Raw genomic sequence first — 17746 nt, 5'->3', positions numbered from 1 at the left:
ACAGAATGAATCAATATTTTTTGACAATAATGTCAAACGGAGAAGTATAGTGGTTGTAGAAACCGATGGTTACTTAGCTTTAATCGAGCACCTGTCGTTTAACTTAGATGTATTTGCTTCTGAGACGGGTGATACGGGTACTGAAAGTATTGAAGATATCATTACTGACATGATATCAACGAACATCATGGCAATCTTCGAGCAGAACCCTGAGCTACATTCTAGTGTGCGTTTCAAGTTGTTAAAAGAAGCGGATTCAGTCGTTGCAGATTTAGGTGAAGTACTAGCTGGTGTTTGGAATAAGAAAGCAACAAATCCTCAAATTGAATTTTTAGATGAGTACATTGCTTTAGTTAAAAACTTATTTGATACAGCCGTGGCGAAGTACGACTAATCCACATTTAGAATAATGAAATAATAGAAGCTGACGTGATGTGTGTTTTAAATAATTAATACATATCCATCAGCGAAGTAAGGCGGGTTTACACTCGCCTGAATTGCCAAAACTTTGAAGCCCAATATGGGTTATCCAATCTCGATATAATCACTCCCTTTGATGTCGAAGCATGCAAGAACTGATTCATCCCTAAATAAATGCCCACATGGTTGGTTTTGGGTGAAGTTTTGAAAAATACCAAGTCTCCGTTTTTCACTTCTTTGTAGCTTATCTTAATCCCTTCTCTACTTTGTTCATTGGTTGTTCTGGGGACACTTTGTTTAGTCACATTAAAAACCGCAACTTGAACAAATGCAGAGCAATCTATCCCGCGAAAAGATTCACCCCCAAATCGATAAGGAACGCCTTTCCACTCATCATAAACTTCTAGGTAAGCTTGAGTTATATGAGAATCAGATGAGTGCAGTTGCTGTTTATTTGAGTTGTCGATGTTTGAAGGTGCGGAACTACAAGCACTGAGAGCAAAAATACTGGCGATTACAATAACTCTTTGGATTAACTGCATTTGTCACTCTTTTGAAAAATAAATGAAATATATCTGTCATCTGCAACTTCTAGTATACGACTTAAATTAAGGGTTCTCCTTTACTTCGTCAAACTGGATTCAAAATGACCGACACACAAGCTGCTAGAAAAAGTCTCACTACGCGTCACTCCTTCTCATTAATCAATACTATTAGCGTCGTCTTTCTCTTAATCATCTTACTTGTATCTTTTCTATCATTTGCAAGTATCCGGGGAGTAGAACGGATAGGTAAACATTTTGATAGCTTATCTGAACAGGCATTGCCCCTAGCGCTAAACAACGCAGAACTGACTCAAGGAGTGTTGGAGCAAGTTAAATTACTCTCGTATACGACTCAAACGACAGACCTTAATGAACTCGCACGAGTTGAAAGTTCAATAAACCAGATTTCAGAACAATCGAACGATGTCATTCAAGAACTCTTTACCATTGCTCAAGCCTTTCCTGAAGCGATAACACCCGAACAAAAACAAGCCATATACGATGATGTTAATCAGCTTCAATTGCATGCTTCAAACGTCATATCTAGGCAAATTGAAATTCAAGCCCGACAGACAGAAATTGATAAAAATGTAGCAGGATTTCGGTACGGCTTAAGTTCCATAGGACCTGAGATGAGCCGAATTAGTTCTTTTCTGGTTCAAGATAACCCGGAAGCATTGGACGCTGCGAATCGATTCTCTGCTAGTGCCACTGCGATGAAAGGGCTGTTTCTTGTTCTTATGATGCAAACTGAATTAGAGAAAGCAGAACTTGAATATAAAGAGATGCGTAACCGAAAAGCCAGCGTAAATTTGGCGTTTGATGACTTTAAAGAATGGCATCCAGATATTGTGGAGTTTGCGAGTTTAACCGCACCATATGACATGGTTAATCAAGGGTTTAGCAACGAAGGTGTTTTAAAGCAAATTTTAAGAAAGTTAGGTTTAGTGCAGCAACAGAAAACAGAGTTAACGCAAATCATCACCTTAGCCAATTCTTTAATTGAGACTCTAAATGAAATTTCTTATACCGCGTCAACATTAATTAACCAAAGTGAACAAGTGGTTAATAGCACAATCAGTAATATTAATAAGACCTTGTTAATCAGTGGGATAGTCATCGCAAGTATTGTGTTTATCTCTTGGCTTGTACTAAGGCAATGGACGAATAAAGGGCTGAATAATATTGTTCGACAGCTTAACTTACTGGCTAATCATGATTTTTCTAAAAAAGCCGCTATCGTGGGTCCTAGAGAGTTGCAGTACATTGCAACCAAACTGAACACCGTGGTTATTTCAACATCCGAATCGGTGACTTCGGTAACACGAAACTGTGAAACTCTCTATCAAACCGCAGAAGTCAGCCATGATGCAGCAGCACAAACCAATTCAAGCTTGCTTCAGCAAAATGAGTCTTTGCAAAACATGATTGCCACCATTACGCAATTAGAAGCCTCAATAGGCGAAATTGCGACGATTACTAATGCTTCAAATGAAGATGCTGCTTTAGCGGCGGCTGAGTCAACAAAAGGCAGTGAAGTTGTAGGGCTAAATCAGCAGCGATTGCAAGCTTTAGAGCAATCGCTGAGTTTAAATGAAGTTTCAATGCATGAACTGGATAGCCAGGTTAAACAGATTAGAGAAATGGTCGACATGATCAGTGGCATTGCTGAAAGCACCAATTTACTTGCATTAAATGCGGCTATTGAAGCGGCTAGGGCGGGGGAACAAGGGCGTGGATTTGCGGTTGTGGCTGATGAAGTAAGGAAACTAGCTAGTGATACTTCGCAGCAAACGACTAATATCCGAGAAATGATGAACGAATTGGTTTCTGCTGCCGATAAATCACGAACTTCTGTTACAGAATCACGTAAAGAAATGGCAAGTGCCCTACAAACCAGTGGTGATGTTCAACAAGCATTTGGTCAAATTGAATATGCGGTTGAACAGATTCGTGGGCGTGTTGAACAAATTATGGTGGCTACTGAAGAACAGGCAAGAGCAACGACTGATGTGACCAGTTCAATCACAAGAATTTCGGATCAAGGTGAGCTAACGAAGCATCAGTTAGAGTCTATGGTTGGAAGCTCTCAGCAAGTAGCGCAAATTGCAGGAAATCAGCAAGTTCTACTTCATAAATATGTCTTAGTTTAATGACTAGTGCGTACTAACAAGATTTTACGAACATGGTCGTACTTACAAGCAGGTTACTATTCATGAATTAGCAGATTACGATTAATGTATTGAATAATAACTAAAGTACCTCGCGGATTTTAATAGAAAAGAGTACAACTTTACTTATCAATAGGTTGTACTCTTTTTTATCTATTCATTTACATCACTTTGGTGCAGATGAATCTGCTTCAGAGGCTGTAGGGAATTTGCTGAAAGGCTGACGTAACATTTTATCTAACCTTTGCTCACTACCTTGTGTTATCTCAGGGATTCCAATAATTACACCGTTATGCCCAAGTTTTGGTTGTGCTCTATAGGTGCGAAACATCACATCCCAAATTGATAAAAAGAAACCGAAATTGGAGTGGGTTTCTTTAACGATGATAGAGTGGTGCACGCGGTGCATATCTGGAGTGACAACTATTTTTCTTAGAAATGCATCCAACTTTAGAGGCAGCTTTCCATTGCTGTGATTAAACATTGCACTCGCATTCAGTAAAATTTCAAAGATAACCACTGCGATAGGTGGCACGCCGAGGCTAATTACGATGACGATTTTAATCAGCATAGACAAAATCATCTCAATCGGGTGAAAGCGCGTACCTGTAGTCACATCAATATCTAAATCTGCATGATGTACACGGTGTAAACGCCATAACCAAGGAATGCGATGGAAGACTAAATGTTGCAGATAGATCGCTAAATCTAGCAATACCACACATATGATTAAGCTTAACCCTAAAGGGATTGGTACAAGGTTGAACAGCCCCCAACCATGTTCAGAAGCAATGATAGCAGCCTGAAACGCAGCAATAGGGATAAGAGCAGCGATTAACACGCTGTTTAGCGCAACGAGAGCAAAATTGTTACTCCAGCGGTACCATTTTTTTTGAGTTAATTCCTTTCTTGGAAAGCGGTATTCCCATAGCGCACAAAGGATGAAAACCACGACAAAACAAAGTAACCGAAGATGAGATGGGTCTTGCATAACTAATCCTTTTTTCATTCTATGGCTACTCTATCATTCTGTATGTACTCTAAGTACAATCACGACAATTTTTTAGAACAATAACTGCCTTTCATGAGAATCCACGCTTTTCACCGTTTATACCAACATCGTTTATCACTTTCTACTAAGCCATTTAAAGCGCGTGGATGTAAAGTCGTTCGTTGCCAATATTGCCAAATAGTCGAAACCAATTGTATTTGTGACTATCAGCCAGATGTCGAGACTAAAGTCGCAGCAATGTTGCTTGTGTCTGACAATGAAGTGATGAAGCCAAGTAATACTGGTGGGTTAATTGCCGACGTTGTTAAAGATAGCTACGTTTATCAGTGGCATCGCACAGAACCAAGCAAAGAGATGTTGGATATCCTGAATAGCGATAAGTACCAACCGGTCATCGTGTTTCCTGAAGATTATACCGATGATAAATCACGTGTGGTGGCTGACTTAACCCAAGCCCGAGATCCAAACAAAACGCTGTTGCTGATTTTTATTGATGGCAGTTGGCGTGAAGCTCGTAAGATCTTTCGTCGTTCTGACTATCTTCAAAATTTACCTGTGCTTTCTATTGAGCCTGAATCTGTCTCACAATATATGATGCGAAAATCAGATAACGAACAGCACCTTTCAACGGCTGAAGTCGCGAGCCTTGTGTTAAAGCAAGCTGGTGAGAATAACGCAGCAACGACTTTGCAACTCTGGTTTGAAGCTTTTAGAGAAAGCTACATGCTAAGTAAGACTCGTTATAAGTCTGATCAAACAAGACCTAGCTTAAAATCTTACATTGAACACTGTAAAAGCGAGACGTCACTCTAATCTTTTGCGTCAATGTGCTGCCTTGTTGTGCAAACGATATCATTCGACAAATAAACTGGATTTAAATCACGGTTTGTAGGGTGAGGGATGTGGATAATGCATTTAATATTAATTTTAACCCCTTATTTAGGGAAGAATTTGGAGATATTTCATGTATTACGGCTTCGATGTCGGTGGCACTAAAATTGAATTTGGCGCTTTTAATGAGAAACTAGAACGTGTAGCAACAGAGCGAGTTCCGACTCCAACTGATGACTACCAGCTATTAATCGATACTATAGCGGGTCTTGTAGAAAAATATGACGCTGAATTTTCTTGCAAAGGTAAAGTTGGTTTAGGTCTTCCAGGTATGGAAGATGCTGACAGTGGCACAATGCTGGTGGTGAATGTACCTGCATCTACAGGTAAACCGCTACGTAAAGATTTAGAAGCAAAAATCGGTCGTCTAGTTAAGATTGAAAATGATGCAAACTGTTTTGCTCTTTCTGAAGCTTGGGATGATGAACTTAAAGATGAGCCTTCTGTTGCTGGCCTAATTTTAGGTACTGGCTTCGGAGGCGGACTTGTTTTCGAAGGTAAAGTTTTTTCTGGTCGTAACCACGTTGCTGGTGAGCTTGGTCATATGCGCTTGCCTTTAGATGCTTGGCTTCACCTTGGAGAAAATGCACCGCTACTAGGTTGTGGCTGTGGTAAGAAGGGGTGTTTAGATAGTTATTTGTCTGGACGAGGCTTTGAGCTAATTTATGAGCACTACTTCGGTGAGAAGAAGAAAGCGATTGACATTATTCAAGCTCACGCTCAAGGCGATGCAAATGCGGTTGAACATGTAGAACGCTTCATGGAGCTTCTAGCCATTTGCTTTGCAAACTTGTTCACTGCTTTAGACCCACATGTGGTTGCACTTGGTGGCGGTTTATCAAACTTCGAGTTGATTTACGAAGAGATGCCTAAACGTATTCCTAAGCACCTTCTATCAGTAGCGAAATGCCCTAAAATTATCAAAGCAAAACATGGTGATTCAGGTGGTGTTCGTGGTGCTGCATTCTTAAACATCGCTTAATCTTTTGCTTTACGTGTTTCAATGTGTAGGCAAAGAAAGCTGAAAGATGATGTTTTAGAAGAGTAAACTAAGACTTTAGATAAATAAAAAGGTTGATGCATGAAGCATCAACCTTTTTTAGTTGTATTAAGAGCATGAGTCAGAGACTAACGATCTTTCTTCTTTTTACCTACGCCAAGGTTATCTTTTTGCTTAAGTGTTAACTTAGTAAAGCCTAACTTGCGGAAGTAATTATCTTGGTAGTTTCGAACGGCTTTCGTATCAGAAATTAGCTCTAACTGCTGTTCAGTCTTTAAGTACTCAGATATATCAATGCCTTCTGCTTCAGCTACGGCTTCTTGAATGTTTCTGTGTTCTTGATATGAAAACAACAATTCTTTGTCTTCATCTTTATACGTATATAAAATTGTGCGAGCCATTGTTTATGCTCTCCAATAGAGTCAGTGCTTTGCGCGCACTCTACCTAAATTTTGGAATAGGCTCAAGTGAACTTGAGATTTTTGCCACACGATATTTGGTTGTATATCAATACTCACCAACTTACGGTATGATATGTTGCCAGTATCACGGCTCTTTAGTTATCAATATAAGAAAGCGAACAAAGCTATAATGAATAACACACTCTATTCTCACATTCTTGGCATTATTACGCGCTCACAAAACCTTCCGGGAATTGAGGGGCTGCAAGAAATAAAAACTAAGATCCAGCAAGCGTGCGAGCAATACGATCAAGATATTCCTAAGGTAATCTCAATATTACTTAAAGCCTACACTGCAGATCGCCAAAGTCAGTTGGATGAAGCCATGTCTGGCTATATTGAGTGCCTAGATGCGCTTCATAAAGATGATGTTCAACTGAAAGTGTTTGTGAATGGTTTGTTGGCGTCACTCTATGTCGATATAGAGGATCTTCATTCAGCGTATAAACATTATGAAATAGTCTTAAAAGATTTGCACAAGGTAGATGACAATATCAGTGCGCTTATTTACTGCAATATGAGTGATATGTATTTAAGCCTTGAGAAATTTGATAAAGCGATAGAGTTTGCAGAAAAAGGGGTGACTACCGCTTTGAATGCAAATCGCCAGTTAGGTTGCGCAGTTAGCCTACTCAATTTAGGGTATTCATATGCTCATATTGGCCAGTCACAGAAGGCAATAGAGGCAATTAATGAAGCAAAAGTCATCGCAGATAAATTAGATGATAAACGAACATTAGCATTAAGCTTAGGCTATATGGCACAAGCAATGTGCCTTGATGAGCAATATGATAAACGCATAATCCTAAACCACTTTGAACTCGCAGAGCATAACTACCAACAAATAAAAGACAGTCATAACCGATTAGAAAACTTGTTGCTTTGGGCTAAATTCTTAGAGAAAAACAATGACATGGATAAGGCGAAAAGAATCAACGAGTTCGTCAGTGAAAATTTCGATTTAAAAGCAAATTATTCATTTTATAGCATCCATGCTAAAACTCTGAGCAAACTGAAGCAAAGTGAAAAAGAGTTGGAAGATGTTGTAGCCATTCAATCTGCGCATATCAATTATGCTGAGCAAATATTAAAAGGCTATACGCAACGACAGACCGAATTGATGGTTACGAATGTTGATCAGATACAAATTAATCAACAGAAAGATATTTTAGAGCAAATGCAAAAGTATATGGGTGCGATAACTGAAATCGGTCAGTTTATGGCTACAGCCCCTGATCTGTACGCTGTTCTCCCTGAAATACTAGTGAAAATAAATACAATTCTTCCTACATTTGAGTTTGGTATCGCGCTTTATGATAAACAAACTGATATTTTAGATTACCGATACTTTGTAGATACGTCTGGATTGGTTGAGAATTTAACGGTTGCTTGCCAAGATCACCAAACGGTGGGTACGTACGTTATTCAAAACAAGGCAACAGTGCACTTAAACACAGTGACTGATGACTCTCTTGCTCCTTATGTCGATCAATCCACAAGAACTGAAGAAGACTTTGTCGTTTTAAATGACTCCCCAGTGACTAATTCAATTCTGTTGACGCCTATTTTGTTGAAGGAAGAAGTGATTGGTTTACTGTCTGTTCAGCATCACTTGTCTAGTCAATACCAGCAACATCATCGATATTTAATTGAGCACTTAGCGAGCTTTATAGCGGTTTCACTAGAAAACCAGAAGCAAAGAAAGAAGCTTGAAGATGCGAATAGAACGTTAGAAAAGTTATCTCAAACGGATCCATTAACGGGTCTTTATAATCGTTACCAATTAGGTAAGTTAGCAGGGAAGTTGGTCCATAGTTCAACCCAAGAACGTAAGATGCTAGCCGTGTTAATGATCGATATTGATGAATACAAAAAATACAATGACACCCACGGGCACCTTCAGGGAGATGAAGCGTTAACATCGCTTAGCTTTCTAATGAACGAGATTTTTTGCGATGAAAATGATTACTTATTCCGTTATGGCGGAGATGAGTTTATGGTTATCTGCTCTGGGCAAAACTCTTATTCCATCAAGAACAAAGTAGAAGTGTTACGACAAGCCTTCTATGACATGAACCTATCAAATCCAAATTCTGTTTTATCCGATAGATTAAGTCTCTCAATCGGAGGAGCTAATGTTTTGTTTGAGAAAGAGAGTTGTGCAAGGCGTTCTAAAACAGAGAGTTTCAAAATGGTTTGTGACCAAGCCGATAAGCAATTATATAAAGTGAAGGTATCTGGCAGAGATGGTGTATTACTTGTTGAAAGCACTGTTTAGGTGGGTTCAATGAATTGAAGGTACTCATTTAAAGTAAGGATTTGAAGAGTAAAAAGTTGTTCAGGATTGTATTAAAAAAGCGGAGCCCCATTACGTGGTTCCGCTTTTTATTTAAGACTAAATACGGCCTTGAAGCGGAATAATCGTGACTTTTTCACCTACTTTGACGGTATCGACTGACGGTGAGATCTCAATCAAGCAGTTAGCTTCGCTCATCGAGCGTAAGATTCCAGAACCTTGCTTGCCGGTTGTTTTCACTTCAAGAACACCAGATTCGTTCATGGTAAAGAAACCACGGCTAAATTCAGTTCTACTTTGTCTTGAACGTAACTGCTCGGTGGCAATTGCGTTGGCTTTAACGGGAATCCAATCAAGCTGCCCTTGAAGTTTACGAATGGCAGGCTCTACAAAATTGATGAAAGAAACCATAACGGCTACTGGATTACCCGGCAAACCAAAGAATGGTTTATTTTCTATTTTCCCGTAAGCGAGTGGGCGACCTGGTCGCATGTTGATACGCCAGAAATTAATTTCACCTAATTTGTCGAGTGCAAGTTTGATGTAATCAGCATCGCCAACAGAAACACCGCCGGAGGTCAGTACCATATCTGTCTCTAATGAAGCGCTGTGCAACACTTCCATCATTTTTTGCTCATCATCTTCAATAATGCCGTAATCAACAATCTCACAGCCTAGCTTTTGCAGCATGCCCATAATGGTGTAACGGTTAGAATCGTAGATAGAATTAGGTTGTTGTTCATTACCTGGATCTTGAACTTCATCACCAGTAGAGAAAATACCCACTTTGACTTGTCTGCGAACTGAACATTCGCCAAAGCCAAGTGATGCCATCATTCCCATTTCTGCTGCTTCAATTCGAGTGCCAGCAGTGAAAACAGGTTGACCAATACTAAGGTCTTCGCCAGCCATACGAACATTTTGTCCGTGAGATACTTTAGCGTCAGGGAAACTGACTACACCGTCTTTGTCGATGGCTTGCTCACGCATCACAACGGTATCGGCACTTAAAGGGGTAGGTGCGCCTGTCATGATTTTTACAGCTTGACCGAGTTGCAATTCTTCATCAAAGCTATGACCAGCCATGACTTCTGCCACAATCGTATAGCTCTCACGATCTAAGTCATCACCTCGAATCGCATAACCGTCCATTGCTGAGTTAGTATGCTGAGGTACATTAATCGGCGATACAATATCTGAAGCTAACACTCGACCATAAGCTTGGCTAATCGCGACATTTTCGGTGAGACTTACGTTACTGATAGTCTCTAAAATTTTCTCTTGCCCTTGTGGAACACTAAGCCCAGCAGGAGAGAAAGAATCACAGCAAACGATCGGCTCAGAAGACGATTTTTCTGAGCATAACAGAGTTTTGTTTGAGTCTTCTTCAGGCTGAGTAATTTTCGAAGAATCAGCTTTAGAAATTTTGTCTAACTTAAAATCTTCCGCATATTGAATGACAAAATCCCGAATTGAATTTAGATCATTGATCGACATTTGAGGCAGGGAAGATTCCACTGTGGTGTCGGTTGCAATGGCGATGATGTTGCTATCGTTTGGATAAAGCCAAGGCTTGCCGACTTCATGGCGGTTAAGCTCAATCTTAGGGAAGGCAATATTCTTACAGCCTTCAACTAAAATAAGGTCAAGCTTAGTGATATCAAAGCGAGTAAGTAGGTAGTCAAACTCAGCTTCTGCATTTGGTGTTTCTGTCATTAAAACATGGCGATTACGTGAAGCAATAAGCATTTGGTTTGCACCTGCTTTACGTAATCGATAACTGTCTTTACCTGGCTTATCAACATCAAAATCATGGTGTGCGTGCTTTAAAACACCCACTCTTAAACCTGCCTCTGTCAATAAAGGCAGTAAGACTTCAAGTAGTGTGGTTTTTCCAGTACCGCTGTAAGCAGCAAAACCAAGTAGAGGCAGGTTAGGGCGTTGTTTTGAATCATTCATTATTGGAGAGTTCCAAAGTGTTGTAGTTCTTCTGGCGTATTGAGATTAACAAAGCAGTTCGGAGAGTCGCTGAAATCTACAAACTCAGTCACACAATCTTTGTAAAGTAGAATGATCTTTCGATCACCACGTAGAAGAAACGCTTCTAATTTAGGAAGTACGCGTTTATGAAATAACGTAAAGACAGGCTGTTTGAACTCGCCATCATGAGCGACCAAAATATCGGTGTCTTCTTTGACTTGTGAACAAAAACGCTCGACTAAATCGCTGTTAATTTGAGGGCTATCGCAAGGTACGAAACCGACCCAATCAGTATCTGCTGCCTGTAAGCCCGCGTGAATTCCGCCAAGTGGACCAGGGTAATCTGGGAATGAATCTGAGACGACAGCTGCAAACTCTTGGTAGCGTTCAATATTACGATTCGCATTGATCATAATAGAATCTGTCTGCACCGACAGTTTATCCATTACGTATTGAATCAGTGGTTGGCCGTTTAACTCTACGAGCCCTTTATCTTTTCCACCCATGCGGCTAGCTTGTCCGCCAGCTAAAATAACCCAACTTGTTTGTGCGGGAAGCAACATAAAGATTCTCTTGTGCTTGTTTGAGTTCACGCTATTTTCTAATAGCTTAATGATGATCGTGAACGGCAATTCCAAGCATGATCATTTATATATGAATTTACACTGCTCGGAATGTTGTACTTGTATTAATACTAAACCGTTCTGAATTGGCTGATCCTAACATAGATGAAGGTTCAGAGACGACTTGCAATAATGGTGATTCAGTCAAGGAATTGTCCCTAATCCACCATTGTTTTTTACATAAGTCTGTCAGAGCATTAGTTTGGTGACTCGTTATGACTAAGCTTGCACCTCTTTGTAAGAGATCCTCTGCCATAATGACTAACCTTTCAATCGACTCTTTATCTAATGAAGCGCTAGGTTCATCCATTAATAGAATAGAAGGTTTTAATATCCAAGCTCGTGCCATGGCAACACGCTGGCGCTCGCCACCAGATAAGACAGATATATGCTCGTCAGCAAGAGTTTCTAAGCCTACCATTCTTAGCGCATTGATAATTTGTGCTCGCTTATCTTTTGGGCTCTCTTTCGAATAACGAATACCGTAACCTACATTCTGATAAACCGTCCCATCAAACAAGTAAGGCGTTTGGTGGAGGTAGATAACGTCTTTGAATTTTGCCCTTGGAAATAGAGTATGTCGCCATGTTGTATTGGTTGTTGCTATTTTCCCTGATGACGGTTTAGTCAACCCAGATAAGATCTTGAGCAGGGTGGTTTTACCAACGCCATTATCACCCTTAAGGTAAATGGCGTCATTAGGACCAATCGTTAATTCCGGGATATGGAATAAAACACGCTCTTTATAGCGCATTGAAACTTGCTGCGTTGTTATCGTAATACTCATACAGCGTTCCTAAGTTCTCAAATAACCTTTTCCTCTCACGCTGGAGAGAAAAAAGTTAAGGGCTAAAGCTAAAGCAAGCAACACCATGCCTAATGCAACACCTTGTGCGAAAGCGCCTTTATGGCTTTCCATCGCGATTGCTGTTGGAATATTCCGAGTCATACCCATGATGTTTCCGCCTACCATCATCGAACAGCCTACTTCAGTAACTATTCGAGAAAAGGCTGCTATCACCGCCGCTAATAAAGGAAAACGAGTTTCCCAAATCAGCGTGCTTGCCACGCGGAATGTAGAAACCCCAAGCGTTCTAGCGGTTTCTACTGCGCGGCGATCACTAGCTTGTAGAGCGCCATGCATCATGGAAACTAAGATCGGAAAGCAAATCAGCATTTGGCCCAAAACCATTGCTTGTTGAGTGAAAAGCATTTGCCAATCCCCCAAAGGTCCAGAACGCGATAGCATCATGTACAACAACAAGCCAATGACCACTGTTGGTATGGCTTGTAGAGTATTGATGATAGACAGCATTGCCCACTTTCCAGGGAAGTTGGTGTAAGCCAATATGAATGCCATCACGACAGCTGGAATGATCACTAAAGAAATGGAAGAAAGTGACACGCTAAAAGAAACCGCCACAATCTTCCAAAGTTCATGATCAAAGCTAACTAACAGGTTCAGCGCATCAAGCGTGGTTTGCCATAAGGTCATATTTAGTCAGCACTTGCAGTAAACAGCTGCTTACCATGTAGCTTAAATTCATTAATTAACTTTTGACCTTTAGGGTTAACTAGCCAGTCACTGAATACTTTTGCTGATTGGTAATTGATGGTTGGGTATCGTTCTGGGTTCACGAGAATGACTTGATAGGGATTGAAGAGATTTTTATCACCTTGGAAAAGAACCGACAGCTCTAATTTATTTTGGTAAGCAAGCCAAGTACCACGATCTGTCATCGTGTAACCTTGCATTTCAGACGCCATATTCAATGTCGGTCCCATACCCTGACCAACAGAGCGGTAACCACCGAAGTTAGGTTCCATTTTCGTTTGTGCCCAAATCCCCATTTCTTTTTTATGAGTGCCCGAATCATCACCACGTGAAACGAACATTGCATTGTTATTTGCGATGGATTTGAATACTTCAGCTACAGATTGCTGTGAGTGAATCTTAGCTGGGTCCGCTTGAGGTCCGACAATAACGAAATCGTTATACATGAGCTTACGAGGGAGTACACCATAGCCCTTTTCTACAAAGTTGGCTTCAGCTTTAGGAGCGTGAGTCATAACTAAATCAACATCACCGTTTTGTCCCATGCGTAGCGATTTGCCCGTACCCGCTGCGATGACATCCACTTTAATGCCTGAATCTTTTTCAAATTTAGGCAGTAAGAAATCAAGAAGACCAGAGTGATAAGTACTGGTAGTGGTAGCAAGTTTGATGTGCTGGGCGTCTTCTGCGCTGGTTGCGGTATAGCTAACGATAGATAGCGCGGCAATAGTAAGGGGGAGTGCTTTCATTATTTTGTCCATTTAATGCTAGAAACTGACGATATAAAACAAGATGATTATAACCATAAGATCTACAAGGTTATGTGCGATGTCTTGTGCTTTGTAATTTTTATAAATATAACCAATTGCATGACTGGTTTATCTCTAACAAGCAATCTTGATGCCATAAGTAAACGACTGACCAAACTGTGTAAATTAGCCTCTATTGGGGTAATTATGCCGATTAAATTATGACATAGGACAAAATGTCGCATATTGAACCTGTTGTACTTATTTTTAGTTGGTACACTCTGTCCCATTCTAAGTTAACAGCGTATTCATCATGTCTCTTCAACATCAGAAAGCACCTCATTCAATTTCAAATTCTCAAAATTTTGCCCAATACCAAGCCTTTTCGGTTTTGGTCGTTGATGATGAAGTTGGGATGCAAACCATTTTGAAAAAGGCACTAGGCAAGTTTTTTGGCCGGGTGGAAAGTGCAGGCTCGGTAGAAGAAGCAGAAGAATTACGATGTAAAGAGCATTTCGATTTGATCGTGTTAGATATCAATCTACCTGGACGTTCAGGCATTGAATGGGAAGAAGCATTTAATGACTCGGATAAGCGTGCGGATGTTATTTTCATGACAGGATACGCAGATTTGGAAATGACGATTTCAGCGTTGAAACTCGGTGCCTCAGACTTCATTTTAAAGCCGTTTAACCTTGAACAAATGATTCAAGCGGTTTTACGTTGTATGGATAAACGCTTAGAACAAAGAATGCAATATGCTTTAAAACGAGATGTTAGCAGACACATTACTACCGAGATCATCGGTAGCTCTGACAAAACTAAACAGTTGAAACAGTTAATTACTCAATTTGCTCCTTCAAGAGCATCCGTTTTGATTGAGGGTGATTCAGGCACGGGTAAGGAACTTGTTGCGCGAGGCGTACATGAAGTGAGTAAACGTTCAGGTCCGTTTGTGCCAATCAACTGTGGGGCAATTGCGCCAGAGTTACTAGAAAGTGAGTTGTTTGGCCATACATCTGGTGCTTTTACTGGCGCTAAAAAGAATCGAGAAGGTCTATTTAGAGTCGCAAGTGGCGGCACTTTATTTTTAGATGAGATTGGTGAAATGCCTTTAGCAATGCAAGCTGCTTTGTTAAGAGTGCTGGAGCAAAGAACGATTCGACCAGTCGGCAGTGAGAAGGAAATATCAGTCGATGTAAGAGTCGTTGCAGCAACAAACCGAAACCTGCAAGAAGAAGTGGCACAAGGGAACTTTAGGCGTGATCTTTTCTACCGTTTGAATGTACTGAAAATTGATGTGTCACCACTAAAAGAAAGAACTTCAGATTTGCTTGAGCTTGTGTCGTACTTTACTCGCATGCTTGCTGCTGAGTTAGCAATGCCGGAACCCAACTGGGCGCATGAAGATATTTTAGCCATGAATGAATACGATTGGCCAGGCAATATTCGTGAGCTAAAGAACTTGATTGAAAGATGTATCTTGTTAGGTAAACCACCAGCCCATTATTGGAGAGAGTTAAACGGCGAGTCCACTCCTACGCATGTTTCAGTGACGGTGTCACATGGTGCTGAACTACCTAACATGACTAACCAAGACTGTGCGGAAGGTTACCCAAATAACTGGACTCTAAAAGAAGTGGAAAAGGCGCATATTGAGCAGTTAGTCAGCCATCATGATGGTAATAAATCAGCAGCAGCACGTGAACTCGGTGTTGCACGCAAAACATTAGAGCGTAAATACAAAGAATGGTACCTCGAAGGTTCTGAATATGCTGACTAGCCAGAAAATATTCCGCCTATTAAATCTGGGGAAATGGAAGTTTCGATTTAAAACAATGGTGCGTTACCGCCTTTTATTTCTGACATCCGCGCCTATTATCCTAACTTTATGTGCTTTGGTTGCTATTACCTTGTATTGGTCTGTGCATTATACATGGCAAGGCGCTTTGGTTGATGTGTCTGAACGCCTTGATGTCGCAGATAACAGTATTCACCTGATACAAAAGCAGCAAGCCTACAATGTAAAGTCATTTGCGGAGTCTTATGACTTTCGAACAAACTTGAATGAGCTGTTAAGTTCAGATGAAACCAGTTCTAGTGATGTCAGCTCAAAAGCTGTCAATCAAAGTGGAACAAGAGAAAATAGCAAAGGCGATGAAATAACAAAATCTGAGGGGTTTGCTCAGTGGGTATCCTATAATAAATCACGTTATGAACTGGATTTTCTTGATTGGCGAAGCGTTAGAACCATCGAAGATAAATGGAAATTTCTGGATCTGACGCGAAAAGAGTCATTTTTTGATGTACTTAATGAAGAAGAGCTTGATGGATTAGATGTTGATTTAGCCAAGCGTGCTGAAGTGCCATTATTAAACGGTAATAGCGTAGAAAAAAGAGGGCTTGTTAGCCGTACTGTGCTTACGATTAGAAATGAGCATGACGACATTATAGGATTCCTAGACGGTGGGATCTTACTCAATAATAGTACTGGTTTAGTCGACCAAATACGCAACTTAATTTACCCAGTCAGTGAAGGTTCGATGCGCCGAACGGGCACGGTGACTGTTTTTCTGGATGATTTACGAGTAAGTACCAATGTCCCATTGAGCAGTGATGATAAAGCAGGTAGGGCGATTGGAACTAGAGTGTCTCACGATGTCCACAACAAAGTTTTGAATCAAGGTGAAGAGTGGCTTGATAGAGCGTATGTTTATGATGCTTGGTATATCACGGCTTATCAACCGATCCACGATCAATACAATAATGTCATTGGGATGTTGTACACGGGGTATTTGATCTGGCCTTTGATCGAAACTTACCTAACCAACTTAGGTGAGATAAGCATTACGATCGTTATGCTGCTGCTCGTATCTGGTTTGATCGTTTATCGTGGAGCTCGTGATCTCTTTAATCCAATAGAGCGCATTCATAAAGTAGTGAAGTTAGTTCACATGGGGCAAGAAAAACGAATTGGAGCACTCGGGCTGGATGATCAACATGAATTGACTCAGCTCGCTAAACAGTTCGACAAAATGTTGGATCAACTCTATCAACGCAACCAGGAAATTCAGCAGGCTGCCATCCAGCTGGAATGTAAGGTCAACGCAAGAACTGCCAGCCTAAAAGAAAAAACAGAACAGCTAGAGCATCATATTACGTTGTTGAATCAAGCTCGAGATACGCTGGTGGTGAATGAACGTTTAGCCGCTTTAGGTGAGTTAACTGCCGGAATTGCCCATGAGATAAATAACCCAACAGCAGTTATTTTGGGCAATGTAGAACTAATGAAGTTTGAACTAGGAAGCGACACAAATCGAGTTGAAGAAGAAATCACTGCCATAATGGAACAGATTGATCGAATCAGGAACATTACCCGCAGTTTACTGCAATACAGTCGACATGGAGGGGTACAAGATGAAGTCACATGGCAACATATAAACCCTATTGTTGATGAGAGCATCACTCTTGTTAAAACTGGCGCTAAAAAGAAAGGGATAACTTATGTCTCCGATCTAAAAGCGAAAACATCAGTAGAAATTAACCGCAACCAACTTTTGCAAATTTTAGTGAATCTACAAATGAATGCCATTCACGCAATGGATGGAAAAGGGTCACTGACTGTTTCAAGTGAGGATTGGGTCGAAGGCGGTGTCGCATGTGGGGCGATTATTCATGTAGAAGATCAAGGTTGCGGGATTAAACCAGAACAACTTAAACGTATTTTCTCTCCATTTTATACAACAAAACGAGATGGTACTGGCCTTGGTTTGTCTGTTTCTCAAAGTATTCTGAGCCAAACTGGTGGCGAGATTAAGGTTGAATCTGAAGTTGGGAAAGGCAGTCGATTCAGTGTGTATCTCCCTAAAAAAGCAGAACCACAGCTATTAGTCTCTAATTTGTGAGTAATTAGTAAAATTAAATAATGATAAGTTTGTAGGGTAAGCTTTGTAATCTAAGTTCTCAGGAACGTAGGTTGACGAGCTTATCCTTTTGCTTATGTAACGCTATGTATATTTCCAAATATTGATTCATATCCTCTG

15 protein-coding genes are annotated in these 17746 nt (G+C 40.5%); 7 read left to right on the top strand and 8 right to left on the bottom strand.

Features of this window, described 5'->3' with window-relative positions; all coding sequences use genetic code 11:
• Positions 1–49 precede the first annotated feature (49 nt).
• Positions 50–394: a DUF3802 family protein gene (locus F0226_RS06150; protein ID WP_171734822.1), complete on the top strand. Its 345-nt coding sequence runs from the start codon at positions 50–52 to the stop codon at positions 392–394.
• Between the two features lie 88 nt (positions 395–482).
• On the opposite strand, the gene F0226_RS06145 is transcribed toward F0226_RS06150, so the two are convergent.
• Positions 483–962 carry an NlpC/P60 family protein gene (locus F0226_RS06145; protein ID WP_171734821.1) on the bottom strand — a complete coding sequence of 160 codons (480 nt, stop codon included), beginning with the start codon at positions 960–962 and terminating at the stop codon, positions 483–485.
• 104 nt (positions 963–1066) lie between these two features.
• On the opposite strand from F0226_RS06145, the gene F0226_RS06140 reads away from it, so the two are divergent.
• A complete protein-coding gene (locus F0226_RS06140; RefSeq protein ID WP_171734820.1) occupies positions 1067–3118 on the top strand; it encodes a methyl-accepting chemotaxis protein in 2052 nt (683 codons plus the stop codon).
• Between the two features lie 184 nt (positions 3119–3302).
• Here F0226_RS06140 and F0226_RS06135 read toward each other — a convergent pair whose 3' ends face one another.
• Positions 3303–4127: a sterol desaturase family protein gene (locus F0226_RS06135; protein ID WP_171734819.1), complete on the bottom strand. Its 825-nt coding sequence runs from the start codon at positions 4125–4127 to the stop codon at positions 3303–3305.
• Positions 4128–4220: 93 nt separating this feature from the next.
• On the opposite strand from F0226_RS06135, the gene F0226_RS06130 reads away from it, so the two are divergent.
• Positions 4221–4961 carry a tRNA-uridine aminocarboxypropyltransferase gene (locus F0226_RS06130; protein WP_171734818.1) on the top strand — a complete coding sequence of 247 codons (741 nt, stop codon included), beginning with the start codon at positions 4221–4223 and terminating at the stop codon, positions 4959–4961.
• Positions 4962–5112: 151 nt separating this feature from the next.
• On the top strand, positions 5113–6021 hold the full coding sequence (nagK, locus tag F0226_RS06125) for an N-acetylglucosamine kinase (RefSeq protein ID WP_171734817.1): 909 nt from the start codon (positions 5113–5115) through the stop codon (positions 6019–6021).
• A 146-nt stretch (positions 6022–6167) separates the two neighbouring features.
• Here the strand turns inward: nagK and F0226_RS06120 are convergent, their stop codons facing one another.
• The gene (locus F0226_RS06120; RefSeq protein ID WP_137373189.1) at positions 6168–6440 is read right to left on the bottom strand and encodes a DUF2960 family protein; all 273 of its coding nucleotides are present in this window, start codon (positions 6438–6440) and stop codon (positions 6168–6170) included.
• A 190-nt stretch (positions 6441–6630) separates the two neighbouring features.
• On the opposite strand from F0226_RS06120, the gene F0226_RS06115 reads away from it, so the two are divergent.
• On the top strand, positions 6631–8778 hold the full coding sequence (locus F0226_RS06115; protein ID WP_171734816.1) for a diguanylate cyclase: 2148 nt from the start codon (positions 6631–6633) through the stop codon (positions 8776–8778).
• Positions 8779–8895: 117 nt separating this feature from the next.
• Here the strand turns inward: F0226_RS06115 and F0226_RS06110 are convergent, their stop codons facing one another.
• The 5 genes from F0226_RS06110 to F0226_RS06090 all read right to left on the bottom strand — a co-directional run bounded on the left by F0226_RS06110 (position 8896) and on the right by F0226_RS06090 (position 13703).
• The gene (locus F0226_RS06110; RefSeq protein ID WP_171734815.1) at positions 8896–10755 is read right to left on the bottom strand and encodes a bifunctional molybdopterin-guanine dinucleotide biosynthesis adaptor protein MobB/molybdopterin molybdotransferase MoeA; all 1860 of its coding nucleotides are present in this window, start codon (positions 10753–10755) and stop codon (positions 8896–8898) included.
• The gene (gene mobA, locus F0226_RS06105) at positions 10755–11339 is read right to left on the bottom strand and encodes a molybdenum cofactor guanylyltransferase MobA (protein WP_171734814.1); all 585 of its coding nucleotides are present in this window, start codon (positions 11337–11339) and stop codon (positions 10755–10757) included. The genes F0226_RS06110 and mobA overlap by 1 nt, the downstream gene beginning before the upstream one ends.
• Before the next feature lie 97 nt (positions 11340–11436).
• The gene (locus tag F0226_RS06100) at positions 11437–12186 is read right to left on the bottom strand and encodes an energy-coupling factor ABC transporter ATP-binding protein (RefSeq protein WP_171734813.1); all 750 of its coding nucleotides are present in this window, start codon (positions 12184–12186) and stop codon (positions 11437–11439) included.
• Between the two features lie 9 nt (positions 12187–12195).
• Complete coding sequence (locus tag F0226_RS06095; protein WP_171734812.1) at positions 12196–12894, bottom strand: ABC transporter permease; 699 nt, start codon at positions 12892–12894, stop codon at positions 12196–12198.
• Positions 12895–12896: 2 nt separating this feature from the next.
• Entirely contained in the window at positions 12897–13703 is an 807-nt protein-coding gene (locus tag F0226_RS06090) for a substrate-binding domain-containing protein (RefSeq protein ID WP_171734811.1), read from the bottom strand.
• 313 nt (positions 13704–14016) lie between these two features.
• On the opposite strand from F0226_RS06090, the gene F0226_RS06085 reads away from it, so the two are divergent.
• Both F0226_RS06085 and F0226_RS06080 read left to right on the top strand, forming a co-directional pair.
• A complete protein-coding gene (locus F0226_RS06085) occupies positions 14017–15486 on the top strand; it encodes a sigma-54 dependent transcriptional regulator (RefSeq protein ID WP_171734810.1) in 1470 nt (489 codons plus the stop codon).
• On the top strand, positions 15476–17608 hold the full coding sequence (locus tag F0226_RS06080; protein WP_171734809.1) for a HAMP domain-containing sensor histidine kinase: 2133 nt from the start codon (positions 15476–15478) through the stop codon (positions 17606–17608). The genes F0226_RS06085 and F0226_RS06080 overlap by 11 nt, the downstream gene beginning before the upstream one ends.
• The last annotated feature ends 138 nt before the right edge of the window (positions 17609–17746 follow it).

The organism is Vibrio sp. 99-70-13A1 (assembly GCF_013114625.1).
Taxonomy (GTDB): domain Bacteria; phylum Pseudomonadota; class Gammaproteobacteria; order Enterobacterales; family Vibrionaceae; genus Vibrio.
Note: the sequence above shows the minus strand (reverse complement) of the source record. Positions and strands in the feature narration are given on the sequence as shown.

Bases quoted from the DNA above. Each gene is read 5' to 3' on its own strand.
- F0226_RS06145 (WP_171734821.1), bottom strand. From the start codon at position 962: ATGCAGTTAATCCAAAGAGTTATTGTAATCGCCAGTATTTTTGCTCTC.
- F0226_RS06140 (WP_171734820.1), top strand. From the start codon at position 1,067: ATGACCGACACACAAGCTGCTAGAAAAAGTCTCACTACGCGTCACTCC.
- F0226_RS06135 (WP_171734819.1), bottom strand. From the start codon at position 4,127: ATGCAAGACCCATCTCATCTTCGGTTACTTTGTTTTGTCGTGGTTTTC.
- F0226_RS06130 (WP_171734818.1), top strand. From the start codon at position 4,221: ATGAGAATCCACGCTTTTCACCGTTTATACCAACATCGTTTATCACTT.
- nagK (WP_171734817.1), top strand. From the start codon at position 5,113: ATGTATTACGGCTTCGATGTCGGTGGCACTAAAATTGAATTTGGCGCT.
- F0226_RS06120 (WP_137373189.1), bottom strand. From the start codon at position 6,440: ATGGCTCGCACAATTTTATATACGTATAAAGATGAAGACAAAGAATTG.
- F0226_RS06115 (WP_171734816.1), top strand. From the start codon at position 6,631: ATGAATAACACACTCTATTCTCACATTCTTGGCATTATTACGCGCTCA.
- F0226_RS06110 (WP_171734815.1), bottom strand. From the start codon at position 10,755: ATGAATGATTCAAAACAACGCCCTAACCTGCCTCTACTTGGTTTTGCT.
- mobA (WP_171734814.1), bottom strand. From the start codon at position 11,339: ATGTTGCTTCCCGCACAAACAAGTTGGGTTATTTTAGCTGGCGGACAA.
- F0226_RS06100 (WP_171734813.1), bottom strand. From the start codon at position 12,186: ATGAGTATTACGATAACAACGCAGCAAGTTTCAATGCGCTATAAAGAG.
- F0226_RS06095 (WP_171734812.1), bottom strand. From the start codon at position 12,894: ATGACCTTATGGCAAACCACGCTTGATGCGCTGAACCTGTTAGTTAGC.
- F0226_RS06090 (WP_171734811.1), bottom strand. From the start codon at position 13,703: ATGAAAGCACTCCCCCTTACTATTGCCGCGCTATCTATCGTTAGCTAT.
- F0226_RS06085 (WP_171734810.1), top strand. From the start codon at position 14,017: ATGTCTCTTCAACATCAGAAAGCACCTCATTCAATTTCAAATTCTCAA.
- F0226_RS06080 (WP_171734809.1), top strand. From the start codon at position 15,476: ATGCTGACTAGCCAGAAAATATTCCGCCTATTAAATCTGGGGAAATGG.